This window comes from Ruminococcus sp. SR1/5 (assembly GCF_000209835.1).
In the GTDB taxonomy this organism is placed as follows: domain Bacteria; phylum Bacillota; class Clostridia; order Lachnospirales; family Lachnospiraceae; genus Blautia_A; species Blautia_A fusiformis.
This window is the reverse complement of record NC_021014.1, coordinates 218,026-240,571: the sequence shown is the minus strand read 5'-3', so window position 1 is coordinate 240,571 and position 22,546 is coordinate 218,026. Positions and strand designations below refer to the sequence as shown.

Here is a 22,546-nt window from a genome sequence, read left to right as displayed (position 1 = left end):
TCCGAAAGATGTACAGGAACTGTTAGGACACTCAGATGTCAGTACCACAATGAATGTCTACGCCCATTCCACAAGAAAAGCCAAGCGGGAATCCGCAAAGTTACTTGATAAAGTGGCAGGCAACGACTAAATAAAACTTTCCCTTATTTCCCTTACGATTATCTCATAAGGGCAAAAATAAGGGAAAATACATATCATTTCACTAATGAATGGGCTGAAAAGCCTGTAAAATAGGGAAAGTTAGAAAGATATTTCGGCAAACTTGAAGTTGTCTATATGCTCCAAGTCATATAGAACTCTTTTTCGTCTGTATTATCATCAATGTTCTCTGATTGAATTTGGAATTGTTCCCTCTGATAAAAATGCACTGCCCTTATATTCTCTTGATAAACACTCAAACAAAGTGTAGATTTTATCCTTTTCACATAGTCCAATAATTGCTTTCCAATTCCTTTTGACTGGGCAATGTCTTTTACGAAAAGTCCTTCAATATAACTATCTGTTAATCCAATAAACCCGTCAATTAGTTTTGTATCATCATCTTCATACACATATAACTCTGCATTAGGCAAAACTTTTTTTACCATCTCATAATTACTTATCCAATATTCTTTAGAAATAAAACTATGTGCTTTGATATTTGTGCCAAGCCATATTTCCATAACAACAGGCAAGTCACTTTCTCTATATGTTCTAATCATCGAATTTCCTCTATGAAACTGGGATTTGACTTGCCTATTTTCTTAAAATCTCATGTGGAGCTTCTATTTCATTTGCCAAGGTATGCTCTGTTAATTCTGACATCAATTTCAATTTTTCATTAATCAATGGTCGCATACAATTAGGAACATGTTCCTGATGCGCTCTGTGGATTGCTACACATTCCTTACAGTTTCCGTGATAACGACAGGCTTTCAGGCAAGGACAGTGATCTTTGTCTTTATACTCCTTACGAAATTCCGCTGCAAATTCTTCTTGCAGTCTCAGCCCCTCGACACGGTTTCCCTTATGAAATTCTACCATTGCATCCAGTTCTTTCTGGTTCCCTTCAATCTTCATGTTATTATAGCGCCTCCATTTCAACTATTCCTCATTTTCTGACAAATACCGATTTGATTCTCCCATTATACCATCTCGCTACATCTCCTTCAACGTAAAGCTCACCGTCCAAAGCCCCTTATAACTGGTATCCTTTTTCAGCTTCGCCTTATACCCAGTCACATACATCTCCGCCAGTTTCAGTTCCGCTGTCTCCACATCAAAATACTGCACACTGATCTTATCCTTCTTCGCATACCCTGCCAGCTTCTTAAGCCACTTCGCAGTCACAGAAAACGACACGGGGATCCGTGCAACCCCATGCCGCACCACATCCCTCTGTGTCGTTCCCGCCTCTGTCTCACCGCCGGAATCCGCTTCCACATCCTCCAGCTCCACCTCATAAGAATCCGGAAGCGGCAGGTTCTCCCCGTCAAACACAAGATACTGAAAAAAGCCATCCTATCTACCTCCGCTCCTCAGACTCATTCTCTGCTGTGCCGTCACGATCACCTCATCCAGCAGCTGGTTTCCCAGATAAACAGGAATCACCAGATCCCCCTGCTGTCCCTTCTGATCTTCCAGCACATCCTTCAGCGCCGCCACAATACCAGCCGTCAGATCCGCACTGCCGGACGATCCCGTACCGGTCATCACACTGCTGTCTGCCACAGCCATCTGCGGCGAAACCACCATATCCGCAGCCACACTGTTCACAGCCGCCTTCACCATTCCCCTGCTCTTCTCAATGCCCTCAGCCAGACCACTCATAAAGTCAGGCATCCAGCTCTCAAAATCCGTCAGAGGACCTTCATCCGGCACAGAGAAATGCAGATGGGAACGAATAGTATTTGCCACATCCGTCACCGCATTGGCAACTGCACCAATACAGCTCCGGATACCATTTACAATGCCATTGATGATATCCGCACCCCACCGCCATCCGGCAGATGCAAGACCTGTAATATAATTCACCGCATTTCCCAGTCCATCCCGGATCGTATTATAAATACCGGAAATCGTACCCCGGATTCCGGACCACATGGCATTAAAAGCACTGGAAACCGTATTCTTAATCCCGTTCACCACAGAAGAAATGGTATTCCTGATTCCATTCCACACGGAATTGACAGTACCCCTGATTCCATTCAGCACGGTAGAAATAATTGTCCGGATCCCATTCCAGACCGTAGAGATCACCGTCCGAATTGCATTCATCACCGTAGTAATGACTGTCCGAATCCCGTTCCATGCACTCTGCAAAAATGTCCGGATCCCGTTCACCACATTCGTAATGACAGACCTGATCCCATTCCAGACAGAACCCAGAAATGCTGAAATCGCATTCCACACTGTCATAACCGTTGCACGGATTCCATTCCACGCTCCCACAAGGAAAGTAGAAATTGCAGTGACAACCGTAGTAAACAGTGTCTTAATCCCAGCCCACAGACCGGAAAAGAAATCCCTGATGCCATTCCATACAGCCACCGCCGTATTCCGGATCCCGTTCCATGCGGAAACCAGAAACTGGGAAACCGCCGTCCATACCTGGACAGCGACTTCCTTAATCTCATTCCACAGCCTGATCCAGAACTGCCGGAACTCTTCATTCGTATTCCAGAGATAAATAAAAGCCGCCACTAAGGCTGCAATGGCAGCGATCACAATGGCGATCGGATTTGCCATCATCGTGGCACTCAGCGCAGCAAAAGCACCCTTCACCGTACTGATCGCACCGGCAAGCTTCGGTGCCCATGTCATAATCGTTCCAATGGCCGAAAGGGTCTTGCCTATGATGATCAGCACAGGACCCAGAGCCGCAGCCAGAAGTGCAACGATCATGATCACACGTTTCACCCCGTCCGGCATGGCATTCAGCACGTCCACCATCCCCTGCAGACCGGAAACAATACTCCGCACCGCAGGCATCAGCAGATCCCCGAAAGAGATCGCCAGCTCCTGAAGCTGTGACTTCAGAATAGTCAGCTGTCCTTCCAGATTATCCTGCATGGTATCCGCCATGTTCTTTGCGGCATCCTTGCAGTTATTTACCGCCCCCGACACCTTTTCAATATCCTCCGGTGCCGCATTCATCAGTGCCAGGAAACCTGACATGGCATTCTTTCCGACCAGTGCCTCCGCATTGTTCGCCTTCTCTGCCTCAGTCATTCCGCCAAAAGCCACCCTGCAGTCAGCCAGGATCGCAGACAGGCTCCTCATGGATCCGTCTGCATTCGTGGTAGCAATGGTCACATCCCCGATCGCCGCACCCGACAGCTTCACATCCCCGGTCAGGTTGGTCATAATGGAACGCATGGAAGTACCAGCCTGGGAAGCCTTGATACCCGCATTCCCCATCAGCCCGATAGCTTCTGCCGTATCCTCAACCGAAAATCCCAAAGCCCCTGCAACCGGCGCACAGTACTTAAACGTCTCACCCATCATGGACACATTGGTATTGGCATTACTGGAAGCAGCCGCCAGCACATCTGCAAAATGTCCCGAATCCGCTGCAGTCAGCCCAAAAGCTGTCAGCGCATCCGTCACAATATCAGAAGTCGTTGCCAGGTCTTCCCCGGATGCCGCAGCCAGGTACATGACACCCTCAATACCGGGCAGCATATCCTCCGTCTTCCATCCGGCCATTGCCATATAATTCATGGCATCTGCCGCCTCAGTCGCAGAGAACTTTGTCTTGGCACCCATCTCCCTGGCCTTGTCCCGGAGGCTGTCAAAATCAGATCCCGTTGCCCCGGACACAGCCGCCACCTTACTCATTGCAGAGTCAAAATCAGCGGCAGTTTTCACCGCCGCCGTTCCAAGCCCTGTCACCACTCCCGTCACTGGAAGCAGCTTCTGCCCCACAGAAGAAATCTTGTTTCCAACTGTCTGCAACTTCTCACCGGTCGCACCGATTTTCTGCAAAGCAGTCGCAGACTGGTTCGCCTGCTCTTCCAGGCTCCTCAGTCTCTGCTCCGTCTCAATGATCTCCCTCTGCAGTGCATCATACTGGTCCTGGGAAATCGTCCCGTTCCGCAGTGCCTCATCCGCCTGCTGCTGTGCAGTCTTCAAAGTTTCCAGCTTTTCCCTTGTCTCAGAAACCGCCTGTGCCAGCAGCCTGTGCTTCTGCGCGATCAGCTCCGTATTCCCCGGATCCAGCTTCAGAAGCTTCTCCACATCTTTCAGCTGGCTCTGCGTATTCCTGATCTCCGTATTAACCCCTTTCAGGGCAGTCTGCAATTTTGTGGTATCGCCGCCAATCTCAATTGTAATACCTTTAATCCGATTTATTATTACTTCACCTCCTTTTGACATTTTGGTAAACTAAAAAGCACCGATTAAAAATCGGTGCTAGTTTAATTATCTTGATCATCAAATGATGCAATTCTATTATCAATTTTTTCTCTTATAGTTTCTCCAACAGATTTTAAAAATTGTTTGTACACTTCCTCGTTCCAAACATCATTTCCAATATCAGTATAATATTCTTGAAACAGAATTGGCAAAATCTCTAAATAAATAAGAAGATATGCTTTTGCAATCTTTTCTTCTGGCGTATCATCTTCAAATATCCCTGAATATTCATTCATTAATACATTTACAGTTCCTTTTTGCAAAGCCAAACTCACATTTGAATGATCAGTGTAATTTAAATCAAGTTTAATTTGATTAAAATTTCGACTTTCAAGCAAGAATGCCAATGTACTAATAATATTCATTACTGCCTCACCAGATGCCGTAACCTGTGTCTGTAAATCCAAGGTATCTCCCTTTATTCCTTTTATTGTATCTACCGTAAGTTTTTTTCTTTCTCAAGAAAAACTTCTATATTACAATTCTTATTATATACCCTATATATCAGCCAACTAAAGAAATCATTAGAAAAATCAAAATTACCTCTTTCCAGTTCATTGCGCCCATTATAAGATAATAACTTCCGCAAAAGTTTCATCGCATAAGAATTTTGGTCTATGATGTAATTCACATCATAACCAGTGGAATACACAATAATAAATCCGTCTTTTCTTGCAGTTTTATTCTCATTCGTTGTGTCTACTTGATCATATGCATATGTTATGTAATTAAATTTGATATCTTTTCCATTCAACTTAATTGTTTTATTATCAGTAAAACATTTCTGTATTGACCAGTTTTCCCATATAATGTTAGTTACCTTCTCTTCTTCAGTCACGTCATCTATTAATTTTTGTATAGCTTGATCAATATTTTCTACTACCGTATCCCGCCATCTTGTCGTTGATGCCATTATTCTCTCCCTGTTCTTAATTTTGCACTATTACGTTTAAAAATAATATTACATTTTTTTATGCTTAACTCTGGGTAAATTGTAGCTTCAGTATTTCCATCTACTGCATCTTGGATTAAAGCAATTCGAAATTCTTGTTTGCTTTCAATCCGATCACCATTTCCAAAAAGTGCTTCCAAATTAACATGGTAATCATCATCTACATAGACTTCTCTTCTACTTGATACTGCTTGCATTTCCGCAAATGCCGGCTTTTTTATAACTAATTCAACACCCTTAAAATGTTTTTTCTTCCACGAATATTTACTTTTATAATGGCTTCCGCCAAGCTCTGAGAATTGAAAGTCATTATCGCATTAGATGTTAAATTCGTATTTGCACCTGGTACCCCCATAATAACCTCTAGTTCAGAAGTAAAAAAATTCTTAACTGATTTTGTTATCAATTCCGCTATTAGCTCAATGATTATATCAGCAATCGCAAAATAAACTGTAATGCATATATCAAACAAATGTTCATCAGGAACAAATGGTAATAGAGCAAATACATTGAATGTATTTGTTGCATAAATACCAATTATAGCACTTATTATAGGCGTAACCAGTTTCCATATTCCTTTTACCATCCTGCCAAACACCTCTCAACAACGGTGCTTATCTCTTGTGTCAATTCGTCAAATGATTCACTATTTACCCCCAAAATCCCATTTGCTTGAACATATAAATTAGGTGTAAAACCGTTCGAAAAATGTCCCTTCATATATACTCTTGCCAAATCTATTGAGGACTGTTCTGACAAAAATTGGATTTTTTCAATCAAGTCTCCAAAATAAGCCGCATTATTCTGCACCTGCGTGATTAGCTTATCTAATTCATATTCTATTTCTGAATCTTCCTCAGCTAATACTATTTTATAGATGTGAAACTTTCTTTCCAAACATACTTTTCGAATAATATTAATCATTATATCAGATGTAATGATTATTTGTTTGTTACCTACTTCTCTTTGTTGTTTGAGGAATGTATAGTATTCTATATTATCATTATAAGGAACTACACATACAGTTCCATGACTCGATTGATTGTTTTTAAACAATTTTGCCTTGCTAAATACCATTTAACCACCCCCTAGATTTATATAATTTATATATTATACCTCAACTCAAATCTTTAATCTACAATTTTCTTAACAAAATCTATAAAAATAATAATTTTCTTTTCTCAATAAAATCTTATATCAGAACCTGTCGAAATCCTCCTGTGTGGCAACCTGTCTCCATCCCTTATACTCATCGTTCCTGCTCTCCACAAACATATCATTCACCATCCCGATAGTCAGCAGATCCAGATCCCGGATGGAAATCCCCAGCTGCACACACCGGAGAAGAAACAGGGGAGTTGTCATTTCGCGGTCTGTTGCATGAAGTTTTTTTTAGCCTCCACATCCGTCCTAATGTTCATTCCCCACAGCTCGATCAGCTTTGGCAGAACCTGATAAATGCTGAACGTGTTAAACTCATCCAGCCATTCCTCCGGATTATCCGGGATAGACGGATCCGCATGTTTCGCCATCACATACGCAATGTTCTCAAACATCTCAAGGGAAAACAGATCCAGACTGCTCACATCCTCGCTGTTCCCGCTATCCTTCCCTATTGCCTTCTCCAAAGCAGACAGATCCTTATAAATATCCCTCTGGAACTTAATCCTGTAAATACGCGGAATAGCGGCAGAAGCCTTAAAAGCAACCGCCTTCCCGTCAATCTCAATCTTCTTCATCATACTCATATCTGAATCCCCCTCAGCTCAGTGCTTTTCCATTTCCAGTAGCACTCACAACAGATTTTCCACCATCAGCTTCCTGCAAGGAAGCCGGATCTGCAGCCGGCAGATACACCGACTTGTACCAGTCTGCATAAACAGTTGCATCCGTAGTATTCCCTGTCTTCGCCTTCACCTTTCCATCCGCCAATGGTGTAGCCTTGATAGTCAGTGTTTCTGTCTGCACTTCCTTTTTCTCCTCGTTGGTCTTGCCCTCGATCTTCGGACGGGAAGCTGAACAGTTATACATCACGTGGCGGATATGACGCACGTCCCCGTCGAACTCAAAAAGCAGGGCAAACAGTGCCAGTTCTGCATCCGAGTTTTCAATCAGAACGCCCTTGGCATCCAGCTTCTCTCTCAGTACATCTGTCCTGAAACTCTCCGGAATCAGTGCAAGCTCCAGATCCCCGTCATAGCCATATTGTTGTTGATTACATAATACGCAATGCCATCTGCATAAAAATTCTCCGGCTCCCCGTTGGCATCCAGGGACAGTGATACGGACCCCGGAAGCGGCACTGGTGCTGCATAGGACACCGTCCCCTCCTCCCCGATCGTCAGTAAAGCGTAATGCGCATTTTTCAGGTTATACTTTACCTTGTTATTCTTATCAGACATATTATCCCTCCATCATTAAACAAATCATTACAGTTCCATACTGTACAGCACCTCATACAGCTTTTCGCTCTGGATCCAGACCTCCGACTTATTATAAAAAATCCCGGCATCATCCAGAACTGTTTCCACCAGAGTTTCTGCCCCGGGATCCTTCCGGTCCGTGTATAGCTCTATCCTTACTTCACTGATCCGGAAGTATACCCGTCCGTCTGCCGCAAAATTATCACTGCCGGGAAGCAGATAGCAGATAAACGGCGGATCCGGGCTTTCCCCTTCCGCAAAATGGTCATAAGCAAAAGGAAAACCAGCCTTTTCCAGCATCCCTGCCAGTTCTTCCAGTGTCATATGCTTTCACCTCCCGCCATCACCTCAGTGCCTTCTCTACTTCCCGTTCCAGAGTCTGCGCAGCCCTTTCCTCAGCAGGCGCAATATGGGGAAATGCCCTTGTCCTGCCGCCTTTTCTCAGCGCATGGCCGAACTCCAGCAGATGGGCCAGCTGGTACCTGTTCCTGGAATACACCACGATTTCCATCGCATTGGCAGTTTCCTTCGTGGTCTTCGCCGCCCAGCTCTTTGCATAGGCACCGGTCTTCACAGGGGCATTTTCCTGGATGTCTTTTCTCGCCTGTGCGCCTGCCTTCTTTACTGCTTTTTTCATATCATCCGCCGCAAGCTGTGCGTACTCTTCCAGCCCTTCCATGATCACATCTGCCATCTGGCTGACTGTACATCTGTCTCCTGCCATGTCTCACCTCCGGACCTTCCTGCATGTGAATTTCAGACACTTCTTCTTATAATTCAGATGATCCACACTCACAATGTCATACACCTGATCCCGAAACAGGATCCTGTGGGTAACAGACCGGATGCCTGCAGTCTTTTTACAGTACCGCACCGTCACAGTCATTCCCACATCCTCCACCACAGTCCCTGCAGTTTCCGCTTCCCTGGAACTGGCAAGCCCCTCACCGCCTATCGTAGCAAAACAGCAGTAATCCTCTGTCCACTCATTCCTGTGATTTCCGATCCCGTCCTTTACAACAGAACATTTCTGAAAAACAACTTTCTCATTCATCAATCCAATATTCAAACCAACCACCTCAGAATCCCGGTTTCCGCACTCCAAACAGCATGCTCCGCAGATCCATCACCAGCTGATGGTGATCCGCTTCCTCCCTGTGTTCATACAGATAGGCAGCCGCATACTGCACGGCAATCTTCGTCCCCTGCAGGTCTTCAAACTCATCCTCATCCGTGATCCTTGCCACATCCATGCAGATCTGCTGCCCCTGCCTGATCAGATCCCCGATCAGCGCATCATCATCCTCAAAATCCACACGCAGGTAATTCTTCATCTCTTCCACTGTCACTGCCAACTGCATCACCTCAAAACAGAACCGGCAGACCTGTACTTCTCCTGCCGGTCCCTTTATTCATAAAATCAGTCTGCCTTCAGTTTCATAATCTGCACTGCTTCCGGAAGAACCAGTTTTCCGTCCACGCGTTCCTTTGCAACAAAGCCGATCATCCCGTTGCCTGCAAACAGTTCATTCAGCTGCTTAAAGGATCTGTTTCCTCGGTCACCAATGTTGTAATAGCTGTAATCCCCAAAAGCGATGCCGTCCTTCGGTGCATAGGCAGAAGTCTCCACCTTGTAACCCAGGATCCTGTCCGGTTCTCCTGCCTGATAAGCCGGCTGCCAGATATAAGCACCGTTATTGTCCTTCAGCTTTCTAAGAGAAGGCAGTGTTGCATCATTCATGATAAAGGATGCATTTTTACGGTACGGACGTTTCAGGCCATACACCAGATCCAGCATGTCATCTGATTTCAGTGCCGCAGCCAGTGTATTCAGCAGATGTCCGCCGCCTGTTCCGTCAAAAATACCGGTCGGCTTCCCTGTTCCGTTTCCGTTCAGGAAGGCATCCTCTTCCGCATTGGCAAGTGCCTTTCCAAACTGAACAAGGATGTAATTTTCCAGATTAAAGGCATTGTCATAAAGCAGTTCCTCAGTTACCTTGATCGCCACATGAAGCTTATGTGCATCCAGGATCTTCTGGTCAAAAGTCGCATCCCCGAAAGTCAGCGCCCCGCCTTCCTCAATCCAGCTTGCCGCCGGCTTGGTAGCCGCAATATTGATCTTATGCTCCCCGGAAGTCACGATTCTTGTGGCAAGACGGCGCATGATATTTTCTTCATTCAGAACATCAACCAGCCTTCTGTCATACTCTTCCGGAACCAGATAACCACCATCGGCATCCACGCCCTCCTGAAGGGTATTAGAAACCTGGCGGAAGTTGCTTCTCAGTGCATTCAGCATTGCCCTGCGGTATTCATCAGAAGCACGTCCTGTCTTTGACTCACCCTGGCCGCCTGCATAAGGCTTCCCGGTCAGCGGCTGGTTTACCGGCTGGTTCAGGTTCTTTTCCATTTCCTCAGCCTTGCGGTGGCGGTCAATCGCCTTTGTCAGATCCTCAATCTCCGCTTCCATTCTCTCATAGGTTGCACTGTCCTCCGCAGACAGCACCCCGTTTTCATTCTCATGGGTATCCACAAAATTCTTTGCAGCTTCCCAAACCTTAGCTCTCTTCTCCATTAATTCCTGAATCGTCATAATCCGTATCCTCCTCAGATATATTTTTTGATAAAATTTAAGCGTTCACGCAGATCATCTGCAGAACGCCCTGTAACATTCGTATTCACTTTCTTCTTTTCACACTTCTGGCAGGCATTCTCCGCCGCCCCGAAACATCCATTACAGGGATCGTCCCCCTCAGCACCGGCACTTCCACTTATTCCAGTCCCCTGCATACCAGTACCATTTCCATTCAAGCCAATTTCCGCCTGGTCTTTCACGGATTTTCCGGTCTTTCCATAATACCTCTCCAGCTTATTCATCAGCGCATTATTCACTGCCCGTCTGGAAAACATTACAGAATCAGACGTCCCGTTTTCTGTACGGCCAGCACCTGGATCTCCATTTTCGCCTTCACTGCCCTGTTCCTCTTTCTGGAACAGGATGTCATCCGCAAAGCCAAGCTCCACAGCCTTATTCGCATCCATCCACGTTTCCGCATCCATCAGATGTGACAGCTTCGCCCTGCTCTGTCCCGTTTTCCGTACATAAGCATTGATGATAGATTCTTTCACCGCATCCAGAAGTTCCATAGCCTTCTTCATCTCCGAATGGTCACCCCACGCAACCGTCGCCGGATTATGGATCATCATCATGCTTACCGGACTCATCCATACCTCAGTTCCGGCCATTGCAATGACAGACGCAGCAGATGCCGCAAGCCCGTCAATCTTTACGGTAACCTTCCCCGGATATTCCGACAGCATGTTAAAAATCTGCGCTGCGGCAACACAGTCCCCGCCCGGACTGTTGATCCACAGGGTAATGTCCCCTGTCCCTGCATTCAGTTCATCCTTAAAAAGAGCCGGCGTGACATCATCGTCAAACCAGCTGTCCTCAGCGATAACTCCGTTCATGAACAGGATTCTTTCCTCAGCTTCCTGTCCGCTTTCCAAATTTACCGCTTTCTTTTTCCAGTTCCAAAACTTCTTCACCAGTATCCTTCCCCTTTCCAGATCCGGCAAAGATACCGGCATCCTGTAATTTCGTCATATTTCCATTGATCAGATACAGATCGCCGCCAAGTTCTTCCGGGATCCGGTCCATATTTTCCAGTTCCCGGATATCATTGGCACTCATCCATCCATTCTGTCTTGCCGTGGCATAACCGGTCATCCTTGACTGGTAATCACCCCTGAGCAGCCCATCCACATTGAACTTAAAGAAATACTTCTTCTTTTCCTCCGCAGACAGCAGAGCCCTGACCATTGCCTGTTCCCACCGGCTCACCCAGGGATCCAGTGTATACTTCACAAACTCCAAAGACTGCTGCTCAATGTTGCTGAAACTGGACTTATCCAGATCCCCGACCATATGCGGCGGCACCCTGAAAATCCTGGCAATCTCATCAATCTGAAACTTCCTTGTTTCCAGAAACTGTGCTTCATTCGGTGCAATGGAAATCGGCGTATACTTCATTCCCTCTTCCAGGACAGCAACCTTATTGGCATTGCTGCTTCCCCCGAAAGTGGACTGCCAGCTCTCCCGCACCCTGCCCGGATCCTTCAAAGTCCCCGGATGCTCCAGCACTCCTGACGGAGCGGCACCGTTGGCATAAAACTTGCTTCCATACTCCTCCGCAGCAATGGCAAGCCCGATCGCATTCTTCGCCATGGCAATAGGTGAATATCCGACCAGTCCGTCAAACCCAAGCCCCGGAATATGCAACACATCCGCCGGATGCAGACGCACAATCTTTCCACTCGCTTTCGGATCCGTCCCGGTTCTGCCATCCACATCATCCCCGTCATAAACCAGGTACTCATAATAAAGCCTGCCATGCTCATCCCTGTCCACCGTCATCCGGTCGGGCATCAGCGGATAAAGAGCCACAATTTCACCCTTTCCATTCCGGATGATCTGACTGTACGCATTCCCCCACAAAAGCAAGTGCGTCATTAGAGTCTCCCGGAACACAAAAGAAGTCATCTCCGGATTCGGCTCATCATGCAGCAGAAAATAGAGCGGATGATCCACCGCCTTTTCCTTACCGCCATTATCGTTATACCTGTAAAACTGCAATGGCAGACCCGCCACTGCCTCAGAAAGAATCCTCACACAGGAATACACAGCAGTCATCTGCATGGCGCTCCGTGCATTCACCCTCTTCCCGGAAGCCGTACTCCCCATAAAGAATCCATACCCGCTTCCAGCTGTGCTGTTAGAAGGAGCATCCCTTCCCCGAAATAAATTACTGAAAAATCCCATACACCCTCCTTAAAATACCAACAATCCTCTCTCATCGTAAACGCTGCCACTCTGCCCTTCCTGACGTATACATCTATCAAGCGCCATAATTGCGGCAACAATGCCATCTATCTTCTCCTTAGATTTAGCTTTGGTTACTTTAATATTGCCAGCAGGATCTGTGTCAATAACAACATTACCCGCCATCCATCTAAGCACTGGATTCCCACCGTGAATAATTCTTCCCTCCATCAGTAAGCGATAGAATTCTTTCGTCGGAGCTGACATTGAAGAAAATCCCTGACCAAAAGGAACAATGGTAAAACCTTCGCCCTCCAAATTTTGAATCATCTGAGTCGCATTCCATCTATCCACCGCTATTTCCAAAATGTGATATTTCTCTGATAGGTACATGATGAACTTTTCAATAAAATCGTAATGAATCACGTTTCCCTCTGTAGACATGATATAGCCTTGTTTTTCCCAAATATCATAGGGAACTGAATTAGCTTTCACTCTTCTAGGTATGGTTTCCTCAGGAATCCAGAAGTACGGCAAGAGCACATACTTTTCATTTTCATCTCTCGGCGGAAATATCAATACTAAAGCTGTAATATCCCCTGTACTTGAAAGGTCAAGTCCTGCATAACAGTCTCTTCCTTCAAGTGAAGCCGCCTCAATTGATTCATTTCCTCTCATATATATCGCATCTGGAATCCATGCAACGGTTGAACTCACCCACATATTGCATCGAAGCCATTTGAAAGTAACCTCATCCGCCGGGTTCTGCTTTGCTTCCCTGTATGCATCTCTGAGTCTTTCAATATCAACGGTATATCCAAGAGAAGGATTTACCTTATACCAGTTTTCTTCATCTTCCCAGTCCTCATCATCCTTAAGTCCATAGACCACAGGATAAAAAGTTGGATCCACACGTCTGCCTTCTAAGATATCCACCGCCTTCGTATGAAGCTCATAAGCAATGGAATGTCTATCATTACCTGCAGTCGTTATAATAAAGTGAAGCGGATTCTGTCTTGCATCCGATGAGCCCTTGGTAAGAACATCATACAGCTGCCTGTTTGGCTGGGTATGAATTTCATCGAATACCAAACCGCTTACCGAAAATCCATGTTTACCACCAACCTCCGCTGACAGCACTTGATAGTAACCGGCATTGCTATAATTCACAATACGCTTGGTGGCTCCCATAAGCTTACTTCTTTTCATCAGAGCCGGTGACATCTCTACCATCTGTTTTGCCACATCAAATACGATGGATGCCTGCTGTCTGTCAGCCGCTGCACCATACACTTCTGCGGAAGGCTCATTGTCCGCATACAATAAATAAAGAGCGACAGCTGCTGCTAATTCGCTCTTACCTACTTTCTTACATATCTCCACAAATGCAGTGCGGAACTGCCTGTTCCCATCAGGTTTTACAATCCCGAATATATCTCTTATCAATTGCTCCTGCCACGGTAATAGCCAGAATGGTGTTCCTGCCCATTTACCTTTGGTGTGACAAAGATTCTCAATAAAGGTCACTGCCCTGTCTGCTTTCTTCTTATCATAATGTGAAGTCGGAAGCATGAACTGGGAAGGTTTATAATTCTTAAGCTTCGGATATCCCTTTGGTCTTGGTTCCTTTGCCACTAAGAATCACCCCCAAGCAATGCCTCCATCTCATCTTCCGGCTCCTTACCCTTTGCACTACCAGCCACAATACGTGACCTGGATGAAGGCGTAAGTCCAAACTCGGATGCCGCCTGCAGCATCAGCTTCTGATTGGTATTTGCAATACCAACCCAAGGTGTCTGCTGCTGATATCCTTTATCCGTTTCAAAGGTCGACCCCTCAGAATCTATATGCTCCTGCGCTTCCTTCCATCTGGCATAAGATTGACAGTAGGCCGCAAATGCCGCCATATCCACTTCCGTAAGAACCCCAATCTGATTCATCAAATCAGCTAAACGTTCCCACTCTTTCTTAGTCTCAGGTAATAACCATTCCGGACAGTTAGGCATTCCCTTTGCCGGAATTGGCTCCTTCGTATTCAATTTTCTTTTTCCCGGATTACCTTCCAGCTTTTTCAAAGCTGTAGGCTTTGGCTTTCTTCCTGCCACTGGAATCCCCTCCTTCCTAATTTTTTGCATAAGAAAAGGACCATGTATTTCTACACGATCCTCATTAATAATCATTGATGTTATAGTAATTTACTCAATGCAGACAATTTAGCTTTTATGCTAAACTCATACGTTTCAGACAATTTACGAATCCATTCGGTATCTTCATTTCGATAAGGATCTTTAATAAATCGTTTAATGAATTTCGTAACCTGACTTCTAAATGTCCAGTTAAGATTTGATGAATTATTAACAAGATCAAAATCTTTTACAGTCTGATTTTCATCAACGACTCCCATCAAATACCTTAATATTAAGACATCCGCAAATGTAAATGGCATAATATCATCTTCAAATTGTAACAATGACATATAAGGGCCACCCTGCTTCGTGTCATCTGTAACAAGAGAGTATGCACCAAGGGTTTGCGCTAATGATATTGCATATACTTCGCCCAAATCACCTGAACCATACAAATTTCTGTTTTCATTGACATTATGTTCAAAAATTTTATATACCTGCAAATCTTTTAGCTTCTGATTTGTATAAATTTCTATCCTACCTGCGGCAATATCAGAATCGACCTTGGAGATTACATCCTGCCCATGATTTTCCAACTCGACATTACGAATCTGTTCATAAATAAACACTCCTTCATCAAAAAAATCAAACAAGATATTCTGAAGATTCGCCTTATAGAAATGGATAATAACATTTGTATCTAAAGAGGCTCTCAATCTTCCAAACCTCCTATCAAATCATCCAAGTCATCATCACCGTCATCGTCATCAAACGAAACAAGCTTGTCACTAATATCTTCAATACTAAGCTGATAACATGCAAGCACCTTTTCCAGCGTTTCTTTTGGCACTGCATTATGGTTATAATTATAAATAACATAATCAATATACTCATGTGGTATATCAATCACATTACTTGGTTCATTCAACTTTGCATTGCCACCAACGCTTCGGAGCAAATTGCCAACCTTTTTCATAATTCTCTCATTATCAAGACACAGCTTCTGTTTTAGGTCTATTATGCCTAAACTCTCCAATCTGTTTAATGCCATATCAAAGCTAACATTAAACTCTGACATTATACGAGCAATGTCCATTGCTGACAAACCTTTTTCCCCGAAATCTTGAATCCCGAGATCAATAAATCTGCCTACATCATCAGCCGGCATCAATAAACAGGCTGCAAAATAATTTGCTTCCTGCTCTTTTTTATCAGTACTTCTACCATTAATTGTTATACTATCGTCAATAAATGAACTTTCATCGTTTAAATGCAATATCACATGACCAATTTCATGTGCAAGTGTGAAGATTTCTCTGGATAATCTGCTACAGCTATTTGTAAAAATAATAATATCATTATCCTTCTTTACTGCGAAGCCTAAATCAGCATTGTCTCCGAGAGGATATCTTAATAGCTTATATCCAAGTCTCTCACACTCTTTGAACAGATCAATTATTCCATATCTGCTTATTTTACACTTCACCCTAAATGAATCCGCTTTTATTCGGATTTCTCGTTTCCTACTATCCTGCATGCAAACCCTCCTAAATCATATCCTTGTGCTGTAGCTTTGCACACATATGCTTATTCGCATAAAACAAATCAAGCATATCAAATATCTTTTTAGAAGATGCGCCTTCCTCTCCTGCTCTATATTCAACCACCGGAGACTCGTCAAGTACTCTTGTTATATCTCCCACAGTTACGCCTAGAACTTCAGCAACCTTAGAAAGGATATCCAAAGTAACACTATTGACTCCACTCTCAATTCTTGCATACTTCTGTCTGCTGACACCAATCTGATCAGCGACCTGCTCTTGAGTGAAATTTTTTGCACTTCTCAACGCCTTGATACGGCTACCTAACATTTCATTCATGATAATCCCTCCATTTCTGCTTACTAATATTTTATCACAAAAATGAGAAAAGTCAATCTGAAATGTTATGATTTTGTAACATCATATAATATCATGTTATGTTTTCACATCAATAACAACCTTTTACTCATACCCCCATCTTCTATTTCGCGATTTTGCACAGAAGAGGGGGCGCCGGTCTTGGAGCTTAAGGCCTGTAGAGATTCAAATACCCCCTACCCTCGCTCCATCAGAACCGATATTCCTTGAATCTATCCTCGGTCATTGTCTTTACATTATGATGATGCTCACACAAAGGCTGCCAGTTCGACCTATCCCAGAACAGTTTCTGGTCTCCACGGTGTGGAATAATATGATCCACGACTGTAGCCATAGTAATATGACCTTCTTCATAACACTTCACACAGAATGGATTGCTCTCTAAGAACTTCTTTCTCTCTCGCTGCCATTTGGCACCATAACCACGCTCTGATGCATGGGCTCTGTCCTTTGTATGTAATGGCTTATGTTTCTCACAATACATCTGACCGTGCGGAATCAGTGCTGCACAGCCAGGATGTTTACAAGGAATATTAATCATACTTTGAAGATCCCCATTGCCATAATCATTAGCAATGTCAGTTGCTTCAGGTAAACCCGAAAATAAATTAATAATACTATTATCATCTGTAAAGCCATCTAAATCCGTTAAGACACATACTTCTTTACCAATAAGTCTAAACAATTTTGTAATAATAGGGAACTGTCCTTTTCCTTCAACCGGAATAATTTGTGAACCTGCCACATCTAAATTTAAGTTAAGTCTATTGCAAAGATATCGACATAAAATCATATCGCTGGAACCTTCAATAAGCATTACTTTTTTAGCAAAAAAGCCCTCATTATATATAAGACTCATTCGCAAAAGAAATTCTTTCAATTTTGCGCTATTCAATTCCGGTGTATCTGGCGAAATTTGTTTAGGTAATGCATCTTTACTAAAAAACACAAAGTTACACAACTCAGATGCAGTATTTAATTCAAGCATCTCTGCAGAATGGGTTGAAATAATAATAGTTTTATTGTATCTTTTTGCAGCACTTTTCATCTCACGAAGAAGATATGATTGTAATTGCGGATGCAAAGATACTTCTGGCTCATCAATTAATAATACTTCAACCACTTCATCAAATAGGGCAGCCAAAATTGAAATAACATTAACTAATCCACTTGCTTCTGCTGCAACTGAGTATTCTTGCTCACTATCGGTCTTTCCAAAAAACACCTTCATATGTCCAGCATCCCAACGAATAAAAATATTTCTATTAAATAACACCGATAACCTCTCAGATACCTTAATAAAAACATCCTTTCGTTCGTCCATTGCAAAGAAATCTCCACTTGCAGTTTCAATTTGTAAACGAGCACGTTTTGTCGCTTGATCTCCAAGTGTATAATCATCAATGGTATAACTGTATTGATTTGTTTTTGATCTATATTGTTCCATATTTCCAATTCTATTTGATGATAAATATCGAACCTTATCGCCACCTAACTTTCTTTTCATAATATCCCTTATTTTTTTCAATGTTTGAGTCTTTCCGGAAGCATTTGTACCAACCAATATTGTTAATCCCGAATACAGTGTTATTTGAACCTCTTGGTTGCCAAAAATCTTTTCTACGTTAAACTGTAATGTATGAGGATATTCCATAGTAATCACCTTGTCTTTCTCACATAAATTATATAATACTATTTCTTCTTTGATATATTTCTACTCGCGTTGTTCAACGGATTTATTGTACCATATTTATACAAGATTCTCTATACAAAAAACGCCCTGCAACCGCAAAGCGTCTTTCGTTTTCTTCTATAATCATATCGCCTTAAACATCTTCTGCAACACCGTCTTTTCTCCCTGCGTCCGTTCCAATTCCTTTCTGGCATTCTGCAGGTCTTCCAGCCGCTTCAATTCATCCTCTGCATCCTCAAGTCCCAGATGCGTATCCGAAGTTTTCACATCACCTATGGTCTCGTTTTTATTTCTTTCAGTGGAAGATTGGTCGTGATGATCAAAGGTCGTCCCGAACGGACCCTGCGGTCTATGACACTAAAAACAGTTCCTAATGCATATTCTGAATTTCGTTCCACTCCAAGATCATCAATAACCAAAAGCTGGTAAGAAGCCAATGCATTGATATATTCCGTTTTGTCTGCCAGCGGAAATATATCATCGATAATAGTATTGAAATTTGTCATCTTTACTGTTACTTCCTGCTTAAGAAGTTCATTGGCAATGCACCCGGCAATAAAACTTTTTCCAGTGCCAACCGGCCCCCAGAACAAACAGCCTATATGATTTCTTTTCATTTCATCCCAGTTCTCAACATAGTTTTTTGCTCTATGCATGACTGCATCTGATATATCTGCATCAGATGGAATTCTCACATACAAATGATTGGGTTTTGAAAATCCGCCGGACTTGCGAAACACTAATCCCACATCATCTAATTCCTTCAATGCTGTTTTTACAGAAGATTTACATTTGCCGATTTGAACAGACAATTCCTCTATTGGAAAGATCAGATAAACATTTCCATACTTGTCTATCCAGTTATTCTTTCTCGATATCCGCGCCCGGTCATACAAAATCATATAAAGGAATTTTGCAGTTTGAGAAATTCGCAGTTTTAGCAAAAACTTCGGAAACTGGAAGTACTGAAGCATCTGCTCTGACTCCTTCATGTATTCATATTTCATTCTTTTCTCGCCTCGTTTCTGTTTCTAACTGTTGTAAAAATCATTTTTATGCCGGCTCAAAAATGTCCTTACACATATTCAAAAGATGAAGGGCATAAATACAGGCTCTTGATGAAAATTTTTATTTTCCTGCAAAAATACCCTTTCATTAATACGAAACGCTGAGAGGCATTTTTACAGCCCCCTGAGGAAAATTTTTTATTTTTTCGGTTAATTGAATACTTAAAAACAAAAAACACTCACCTATTCCAGGTGAATGCCTTATCAAAATTTCCTTATTTTGTTGTCTGTGACGCTTACTCAGATATGCTCGCGTATCTGCTAAAATATAATTGCCAGCAATTATATTTTCACGTGGGTATGGGGACGTAATCCCCATCAAGTCTGCTACTCGTAAGTAATACAAAATTATCAAAATGACAATACTGTAATACACGAGTGGATCTTGCTCTGGTATTTTCTCCTCATCAAATCGGTTTGTGATATTTGGATGCTACTCTAAAAATATTATGATGTTCACTAATCATTATGAACTCTTGTCTTTTAAGCATATCTTTATTAGATTTATATGTCATTTTATGATAGAATTAATTTTGAAGAGGAGGTATTATTATAGACTATTTATCGGCAGCAAAAATGAGATATTATTCAAAAGATAACTCTGAAAACATCATAAAAAATTTAAACAAGAAACTTTCTGCTAATATTTCAGCATAGTAATGTCATAGAAAAAGTATCATTTCAGTAGTAAAATACTGGCTAAAAGCAGACAGTATTTGGAGAGTACCGTTTAGACATCAGGAGGTAACATAATGGGTAAGAACACGACGAATGATATGACGCAGGGAAACTGCATGCGTTTACTGGTACAGTTTTTTCTGCCGATCCTGGCAGGAAATCTGTTTCAGCAGTTATACAGCTTTGCAGACTCTATGGTGGTGGGAAAAGGAATTGGCGATACGGCACTTGCAGCAGTCGGAAATACCGGTTCCGTACATTTTCTGATCATTGGTTTCGCAATTGGGCTGACAGGAGGATTGGGAATCTGTATTTCTCAGTCTTTTGGAAGTGGCAATTATGAAAAACTTCGTAAGGAGCTGGCAATGTCTGTCTGGATCTGTCTGGCTATTGGGATTGTGATCACAGTGGTAAGTCTGGCCTTCATGCGGCAATTATTTACATTTCTCCATACACCGGAAGATCTGATGACGGAAACACTGCAATATTTCGGAACAATTCTTGCGGGAACCACCATTACAATTTTTAATAATTTTGCCATGACACTTCTGCGTTCCGTCGGAAACAGCCGGGTGCCTCTGGTTGCAATGATAATTTCCGCCATTGCTAATGTTCTGATGGATCTGTTATTCGTTTTTCCGCTGCATATGGGTGTTTTTTGGCGCAGCGTTAGCCACTGTTCTGGCACAGGTTCTGTCTGCGCTTTACTGCTGTTACTACATAGGAAGGGAAAAAAATCTGATCCCGAAAAAAACGGACTGGAAACCACAGAGTGTGATCATCAAAAGACTGACATTGAAAGGTCTGCCTGTTGCCGTTATGAATTCTGTCACTGCAGTGGGTGGAATGGTGTTGCAGACATTTGTCAACAATATGGGAACAAGCTATGTGGCTGCCTATGCGGCATGCACCAAGATCCTCAGTCTTTTTGAACAGCCGGCAAATACAGTAGGCCTGGCACTTCTTACTTTTGTGGGACAGAATTATGGTGCCGGAAAAAAGGAGCGGATACGTACCGGTATCCGGGAAGGAGTTATCCTGACGATCCTGATAAATATTCCACTGGCTTTGATGTTGCTGTGTATTCCTGAGTTTCTGACTTCTTTCATGTTGAATGATGCGTCGATTATTTCTTACACAAGAGATTTTCTGGCGGTTACTGGCATCTGTCTGTTTCCTCTGGGATGGCTGTTTGTGTTCCGCAACGGGTGTCAGGGCATGGGACATACGTTTGTTCCGATGCTTTCAGGAGTCCTGGAAGTGTCTCTTCGAGTGGTCATGGTAAAGCTGCTGACTCCATATCTGGCTTTTCGTGGTGTTGCTCTGGCAGAAGTATCTGCCTGGATCGGCGCCTGGATCATGTTGATGATCACTTACTGGATCTATCAGGAAAGAACGGATTCTTTTCGGTAAGTCTGAGGAGAACATCCTACCTTGGTGCGAAACTGTCGATTGAAATTTGAAAGGTTATGAAATCCGGTATCGAAAGCAATGTCGGAGATACTGCGATCCGTATTGCGCAGAAGATCGCATGCTGATCGGATACGTACCTGATTCAGATATTCAATGGCTCCGAGACCGAAATTCTGTTTGAAACAGCTCATAAAGTAACTGCTGCTCATATGAGCGATCTTTGCCAGCTGCTCTATGGTGACAGATTCAGAATGATGTTTCTGTATATAAGTGAGAACAGGCCGAAGTGTTTCGGTCATCCGAGATTCTGTCGAAACCGTGTGTTCGGTGCAGAGTCCCGGTGTCGATGCCAGCAGATAAAATAAGCGAAGCAGTTCGCTTTTCAGTAACAGATCAGACGTTGCAAGATTTTTGTGCGCACACTGCATAATAGTCCGGACCGAATCATGGAGTTCATGATACCCCGGGGGGTCCTGAGATACAGGGACCAGAACTCTTTGTCTGGAAGAAAAGATCGGCAGCAGAATATCTGTATAACAACGGTCATCGTAACTTCCCACCAGCATATTCTGATGAAAAACAATGGTATCATAAAAAAAAGAGCTGTGCTCATCCGACATGATAGCATGAAGGACGTTGGGCTGGATCAGAACGATGTCTCCTGGTTTGGCAGAGATGGTCTGATCCTCGTATTTGAAAAAACCATTTCCAGATTTTATGTAATTTAATTCCATTTCACTGTGCCAGTGCAGCGGTACACTCGTAAAATAATCCGGTATACCGCAGTCATAGTAACTGTATGGAACCTGAATGGATCCGTGCTGGCACTTTTCTTTTATCGCATAAAGATTCTGATAACGCAGATACGCAACAAGAACCTTTTTCAACAGGTCTGCTGTAATCTTAGTAGCCCGAATACAGAACGTGACCGTTTTCTGAGTTACCTCTTCCTGCATAACTTTTCCCTCCTTTCAGCGATTCAACTGCTGTCCAGATCAATAATCATGGCAATCACCCCCTTTAATGAAAAAAGACAGATTAACCGGTAATCAGGTTCT

Annotated in this window: 28 protein-coding genes and 3 pseudogenes; 3 read left to right on the top strand and 28 right to left on the bottom strand. The window is 43.2% G+C overall.

Annotation, left to right across the window (positions count from 1 at the left end):
- Positions 1–130: pseudogene (locus CK1_RS18725) on the top strand (site-specific integrase); the annotation flags it as partial.
- Positions 131–272: 142 nt separating this feature from the next.
- Here CK1_RS18725 and CK1_RS01260 read toward each other — a convergent pair.
- From CK1_RS01260 to CK1_RS01125, 27 genes and pseudogenes are all read right to left on the bottom strand, one after another.
- Positions 273–701: a GNAT family N-acetyltransferase gene (locus tag CK1_RS01260; protein WP_015524533.1), complete on the bottom strand. Its 429-nt coding sequence runs from the start codon at positions 699–701 to the stop codon at positions 273–275.
- A 34-nt stretch (positions 702–735) separates the two neighbouring features.
- Positions 736–1,059 (bottom strand): hypothetical protein, encoded by a 324-nt coding sequence (locus CK1_RS01255; protein ID WP_015524532.1) that lies wholly within the window; start codon positions 1,057–1,059, stop codon positions 736–738.
- 78 nt (positions 1,060–1,137) lie between these two features.
- Entirely contained in the window at positions 1,138–1,479 is a 342-nt protein-coding gene (locus CK1_RS01250) for a hypothetical protein (RefSeq protein ID WP_306288671.1), read from the bottom strand.
- Positions 1,480–1,500: 21 nt separating this feature from the next.
- The gene (locus CK1_RS01245) at positions 1,501–4,356 is read right to left on the bottom strand and encodes a phage tail tape measure protein (protein ID WP_015524531.1); all 2,856 of its coding nucleotides are present in this window, start codon (positions 4,354–4,356) and stop codon (positions 1,501–1,503) included.
- Between the two features lie 41 nt (positions 4,357–4,397).
- Entirely contained in the window at positions 4,398–4,802 is a 405-nt protein-coding gene (locus CK1_RS01240; RefSeq protein ID WP_055052361.1) for a hypothetical protein, read from the bottom strand.
- 29 nt (positions 4,803–4,831) lie between these two features.
- Positions 4,832–5,308 carry a hypothetical protein gene (locus CK1_RS01235; RefSeq protein ID WP_015524530.1) on the bottom strand — a complete coding sequence of 159 codons (477 nt, stop codon included), beginning with the start codon at positions 5,306–5,308 and terminating at the stop codon, positions 4,832–4,834.
- Entirely contained in the window at positions 5,308–5,544 is a 237-nt protein-coding gene (locus CK1_RS01230; RefSeq protein ID WP_015524529.1) for a hypothetical protein, read from the bottom strand. The genes CK1_RS01235 and CK1_RS01230 overlap by 1 nt, the downstream gene beginning before the upstream one ends.
- 26 nt (positions 5,545–5,570) lie before the next feature.
- The gene (locus tag CK1_RS01225; RefSeq protein ID WP_015524528.1) at positions 5,571–5,933 is read right to left on the bottom strand and encodes a hypothetical protein; all 363 of its coding nucleotides are present in this window, start codon (positions 5,931–5,933) and stop codon (positions 5,571–5,573) included.
- Positions 5,927–6,424: a hypothetical protein gene (locus CK1_RS01220; protein WP_015524527.1), complete on the bottom strand. Its 498-nt coding sequence runs from the start codon at positions 6,422–6,424 to the stop codon at positions 5,927–5,929. The genes CK1_RS01225 and CK1_RS01220 overlap by 7 nt, the downstream gene beginning before the upstream one ends.
- 120 nt (positions 6,425–6,544) lie before the next feature.
- Entirely contained in the window at positions 6,545–6,712 is a 168-nt protein-coding gene (locus tag CK1_RS01215) for a hypothetical protein (protein WP_015524526.1), read from the bottom strand.
- Entirely contained in the window at positions 6,709–7,095 is a 387-nt protein-coding gene (locus CK1_RS01210; RefSeq protein ID WP_015524525.1) for a hypothetical protein, read from the bottom strand. The genes CK1_RS01215 and CK1_RS01210 overlap by 4 nt, the downstream gene beginning before the upstream one ends.
- A gap of 13 nt (positions 7,096–7,108) precedes the next feature.
- A pseudogene (locus CK1_RS01205) lies at positions 7,109–7,749 on the bottom strand (major tail protein).
- Between the two features lie 27 nt (positions 7,750–7,776).
- Positions 7,777–8,094, bottom strand: a complete 318-nt coding sequence (locus tag CK1_RS01200) for a hypothetical protein (protein ID WP_015524522.1) — start codon at positions 8,092–8,094, stop codon at positions 7,777–7,779.
- 19 nt (positions 8,095–8,113) lie between these two features.
- Positions 8,114–8,494, bottom strand: coding sequence for an HK97 gp10 family phage protein (locus CK1_RS01195; protein WP_005612501.1), 381 nt, complete (start codon positions 8,492–8,494; stop codon positions 8,114–8,116).
- A gap of 3 nt (positions 8,495–8,497) precedes the next feature.
- Positions 8,498–8,839 carry a phage head closure protein gene (locus CK1_RS01190; RefSeq protein ID WP_070100084.1) on the bottom strand — a complete coding sequence of 114 codons (342 nt, stop codon included), beginning with the start codon at positions 8,837–8,839 and terminating at the stop codon, positions 8,498–8,500.
- Between the two features lie 10 nt (positions 8,840–8,849).
- Positions 8,850–9,131 carry a head-tail connector protein gene (locus CK1_RS01185; RefSeq protein WP_330577281.1) on the bottom strand — a complete coding sequence of 94 codons (282 nt, stop codon included), beginning with the start codon at positions 9,129–9,131 and terminating at the stop codon, positions 8,850–8,852.
- Between the two features lie 59 nt (positions 9,132–9,190).
- A complete protein-coding gene (locus CK1_RS01180; RefSeq protein WP_015524520.1) occupies positions 9,191–10,363 on the bottom strand; it encodes a phage major capsid protein in 1,173 nt (390 codons plus the stop codon).
- A 391-nt stretch (positions 10,364–10,754) separates the two neighbouring features.
- A pseudogene (locus CK1_RS01175) lies at positions 10,755–11,319 on the bottom strand (head maturation protease, ClpP-related); the annotation flags it as partial.
- Entirely contained in the window at positions 11,258–12,592 is a 1,335-nt protein-coding gene (locus CK1_RS01170; protein WP_015524519.1) for a phage portal protein, read from the bottom strand. The gene CK1_RS01170 and the pseudogene CK1_RS01175, both read right to left, overlap by 62 nt.
- Before the next feature lie 9 nt (positions 12,593–12,601).
- Positions 12,602–14,164 (bottom strand): terminase large subunit, encoded by a 1,563-nt coding sequence (locus CK1_RS01165; protein ID WP_287082562.1) that lies wholly within the window; start codon positions 14,162–14,164, stop codon positions 12,602–12,604.
- A 62-nt stretch (positions 14,165–14,226) separates the two neighbouring features.
- Positions 14,227–14,703, bottom strand: a complete 477-nt coding sequence (locus tag CK1_RS01160; RefSeq protein ID WP_306289053.1) for a phage terminase small subunit P27 family — start codon at positions 14,701–14,703, stop codon at positions 14,227–14,229.
- A gap of 74 nt (positions 14,704–14,777) precedes the next feature.
- Positions 14,778–15,434, bottom strand: coding sequence for a PIN domain-containing protein (locus CK1_RS01155; protein ID WP_287082546.1), 657 nt, complete (start codon positions 15,432–15,434; stop codon positions 14,778–14,780).
- Positions 15,431–16,255 carry an ImmA/IrrE family metallo-endopeptidase gene (locus CK1_RS01150; protein ID WP_015524518.1) on the bottom strand — a complete coding sequence of 275 codons (825 nt, stop codon included), beginning with the start codon at positions 16,253–16,255 and terminating at the stop codon, positions 15,431–15,433. The genes CK1_RS01155 and CK1_RS01150 overlap by 4 nt, the downstream gene beginning before the upstream one ends.
- Before the next feature lie 10 nt (positions 16,256–16,265).
- Positions 16,266–16,598: a helix-turn-helix transcriptional regulator gene (locus CK1_RS01145; RefSeq protein ID WP_015524517.1), complete on the bottom strand. Its 333-nt coding sequence runs from the start codon at positions 16,596–16,598 to the stop codon at positions 16,266–16,268.
- A 229-nt stretch (positions 16,599–16,827) separates the two neighbouring features.
- Positions 16,828–18,291, bottom strand: coding sequence for an AAA family ATPase (locus CK1_RS17760; RefSeq protein WP_015524516.1), 1,464 nt, complete (start codon positions 18,289–18,291; stop codon positions 16,828–16,830).
- 162 nt (positions 18,292–18,453) lie between these two features.
- Positions 18,454–18,597: a hypothetical protein gene (locus CK1_RS01130; RefSeq protein WP_306288669.1), complete on the bottom strand. Its 144-nt coding sequence runs from the start codon at positions 18,595–18,597 to the stop codon at positions 18,454–18,456.
- Positions 18,598–18,602: 5 nt separating this feature from the next.
- On the bottom strand, positions 18,603–19,304 hold the full coding sequence (locus CK1_RS01125) for a replication initiator protein A (RefSeq protein WP_306289051.1): 702 nt from the start codon (positions 19,302–19,304) through the stop codon (positions 18,603–18,605).
- Positions 19,305–20,149: 845 nt separating this feature from the next.
- Between CK1_RS01125 and CK1_RS17755 the strand changes: the two genes are divergently transcribed.
- Both CK1_RS17755 and CK1_RS01115 read left to right on the top strand, forming a co-directional pair.
- Complete coding sequence (locus tag CK1_RS17755; RefSeq protein ID WP_015524513.1) at positions 20,150–21,007, top strand: MATE family efflux transporter; 858 nt, start codon at positions 20,150–20,152, stop codon at positions 21,005–21,007.
- Complete coding sequence (locus tag CK1_RS01115; RefSeq protein WP_353611095.1) at positions 20,895–21,488, top strand: MATE family efflux transporter; 594 nt, start codon at positions 20,895–20,897, stop codon at positions 21,486–21,488. Before CK1_RS17755 ends, CK1_RS01115 begins: the two co-directional genes overlap by 113 nt.
- On the opposite strand, the gene CK1_RS01110 is transcribed toward CK1_RS01115, so the two are convergent.
- The gene (locus tag CK1_RS01110) at positions 21,461–22,444 is read right to left on the bottom strand and encodes a helix-turn-helix domain-containing protein (RefSeq protein WP_015524511.1); all 984 of its coding nucleotides are present in this window, start codon (positions 22,442–22,444) and stop codon (positions 21,461–21,463) included. The two genes, CK1_RS01115 and CK1_RS01110, sit on opposite strands and share 28 nt — an antisense overlap.
- Between the last annotated feature and the right edge of the window lie 102 nt (positions 22,445–22,546).